General features: G+C 53.8%; 2 protein-coding genes. Both read right to left on the reverse strand.

Annotation, left to right across the window (positions count from 1 at the left end):
- Positions 1 to 1,025: flagellin N-terminal helical domain-containing protein (locus BOW52_RS17625; protein ID WP_456242911.1), on the reverse strand; the 1,025-nt coding region annotated here is incomplete at its 3' end.
- A gap of 711 nt (positions 1,026 to 1,736) precedes the next feature.
- On the reverse strand, positions 1,737 to 3,000 hold a 1,264-nt coding region (locus BOW52_RS17955; protein WP_330359774.1), incomplete at its 5' end, for a flagellin.

The raw sequence follows: 3,000 nt of genomic DNA on the forward strand, positions 1-3,000 counted from the left end.
TGGATACCGATATTCTCACCACCGGCACTGGTGATGGTCACTACATCACCGGAGACGGTTGCCGCCAGATCACCCGGCTCTGCACCGCCAGTGATAGCACTCTCAGCCTGTGAGGCGAGTGAACCGCCCGAGGCGTCGTAGGAGAAGGAGACGGCCTCGAAGGCAGCGCCATCACCATACATACGGAAGCTGACGGTATCGCCATCATCGACATTGGCCGTTGCACTGAAATCGAGTGCAACCGAATTTGCCTGGACCGTGGCGGTAACACCCGCATGGGCGCCCAAAGTAGTCGCAATGTCAGCCGCACTATCACCATTGTTGACGGTGTAATCGGTGGTGACGTTCAGGGCGTCGGTCACCGTCACGGTCTGCGCTGCAACAGCAGCAAGTTCAGCAGTAGCCACATCGACTGCACCGGTGACACCACCCATGTCGGTGGCCACATTACCGCCTCCACTATTGGTTGCAGCGGTCAGGCCATCGGTGGTGTTATCCACGGAGACCTTGTTGATACCCAGATTGTCAGAGGTCGCGCCCGCCACCGTTACGTTAATGGTCTGGTTCGCTTCGGCACCAACCTGGAAGGTCTGTGCGGTGAAGGAGCCGTCGAGTAGTTTCAGGCCGTTAAATGAGGTGGTATTGGAGATACGATCCAGCTCAGAGACGAGCTGATTAACCTCAGACTGCAGGCTCAAGCGGTCAGTTGAGGAGTTGGTAGAGTTGGCCGATTGGATTGCCAGCTCACGAATACGCTGCAGGATGTTGGTACTCTCGGAGAGTGCACCCTCAGCGGTCTGTGCCAGCGAGATACCGTCGTTTGAGTTACGCATCGCCTGGTCGAAACCACGAATCTGCGAGGTCATTCTGTTGGCGATAGCAAGACCCGCCGCGTCATCCTTGGCGCTGTTGATGCGCAGACCGGATGAGAGACGCTGGAGTGAAGTTTGTAGCTGGCTCTGTGATTTCGACAGATTACGCTGCGCATTGAGTGACAGCACGTTTGTATTAATGACTTGAGGCATTGTAGCTCTCCTAGGTTGTCATCGCCTAAGTTATTGTTAATCAACACATTAGGCTTATTACACGTAGCGGATATAGCTTCCGAATCTGGAATTATTTACCGCTTCCTAACCTAATGATCGGCGTTATGTAGGGATTCTTTAGCATTTTTTGAATTTATTTTTTAGACGGGAGGGGAAGAGATAGACAACCGTCTCTTATGTTTTCAGTGTGCCTAATCTACTGTCGGCAGGAACACGACTATCTTGAGTTACCGCTGATCTATCGACCGAGCGATCTGGAATCCGGCAACACGTTGTTTATTGAGTGATTATTGGTACCTGCCAAGGCCGGAATGACTAATTTTGAATGTTGCCCGTACATATAAGGTGTCGGAGACCTTCTCGATTCTGGTAGTTCCTCATCTGTAATGCCTGCCGGGGAGTCGCTATTTTTGCGGAAGCTTGTTTTGGGCATCCAAGCCCAAGCAAGCGGCAAATACTTAACGCGACCGTTTATGCCTACGGCGCCCCCGCCTTCGCTTCGCTATCCATGGCGGTCAGCGTTTGACCTCAGCGCCGTGAAGCTACCGGAGTCGGAATCGACTCCGGTAGCTATTGACCACGCCTAGCTACTCACAACAAAAAGCCCCTGACGTTTACACGCCAGAGGCTCACTGTTAGCTCAATTATCAGGTTTCGGAGCCAAAATCGACTCCGAAACCTTCCTCTCTACTATCCCTGAAGCAGTGAGAGCACCAGCTGCGGCACCTGATTCGCCTGTGCCAGCATCGCTACACCCGCCTGCTGCAGGATCTGCGAACGGGTCAGTGAGGCTGTTTCGGCCGCAAAATCAGTATCCTGAATTCGGCTTCGCGCAGCGCTGAGGTTCTCAGAGCTTGTCTGCAGGTTGGTGATCGTGGTCTCGAAGCGGTTCTGCACCGCACCGAGTTCAGCGCGGATCGCATCGACTCGGGCCAGCGCACCATCGGTGATGTCGATTGAACGGTTGGCGCCCTCTACATTACTGATCTCGATGGTATCAACGGTCTCGGTAACACTTGCCTGAAGTTCGTTGGTGCTGCCAGAGAAGAGACCACCCGTTCCTTCCGCAAGATTTGACTCCACGCTAAAGTAACCAGCCGTCGACTTGAACTCGACCTCTCCACCAATCACGGTAGAGTCTCGCGTTCCCGCATTAACACCACCGTTCTGCAGCACGACATCGGTGGTACCTGCACCACCCGAGAGCGTCATCGCCACCTCAGTACCACCTACACCATCAACTGCTGAGGAACTGTCAAAGGCAGAGATGGTGATATTGTCACCCGTATCGTGCTGTAGTTCGATCGACTGCTTATCGTTGCTGATTATCGCAACAATGCCAGTCGCCCCCGTCTTGTCGTTAATGGCCTCAGCCAGGGTACTGATATCTTCGGTTGTTACATTGGCAGAGACCTTGACGTCGTTGAGCACCATCGATACGACACCATCGGTATCCAATCCACTCAGCGTTGCCTCTGTTCTTGCTGTTGCAAAGACGCCTGTTGAATCGGCACGTGCACTGACCAGTGCTGCAATCGATTTAGCATCAGCATTCTCATCAATGTCGATTGATGTCTCAGCCTGACCGCTGATGGTTATGGTCTGCGCTTCAACGTTGTTACCCGCAGTGATATCCGCTGTTGCGTAGGTCGACATCGCTGCATCGGTATCGGCTGCTGCATTCAAAATGCTGGCACCGATCGCCGCATCGGACTGAGCGGTGTAACCATCGGCCATCACAAGATCAATCTCGGACACCTGGATAGCACTGTCGTTCGCTGCGCCTTCACCAATAACGGTGCCTGCAAAGTCGACCGTGGAGTTGGCTACGGTGCCAGTGTAGACCTCACTATCGAGCGCATTGTCGAAGACGAAGGTGTCATTACCGGCCGAGGTACCACCCGATACGGTGAGATCAACACCCACACCACTTCCCGCAGCACCGCCATTCTGC

This window comes from Solemya pervernicosa gill symbiont (assembly GCF_002020875.1).
Lineage (GTDB): Bacteria > Pseudomonadota > Gammaproteobacteria.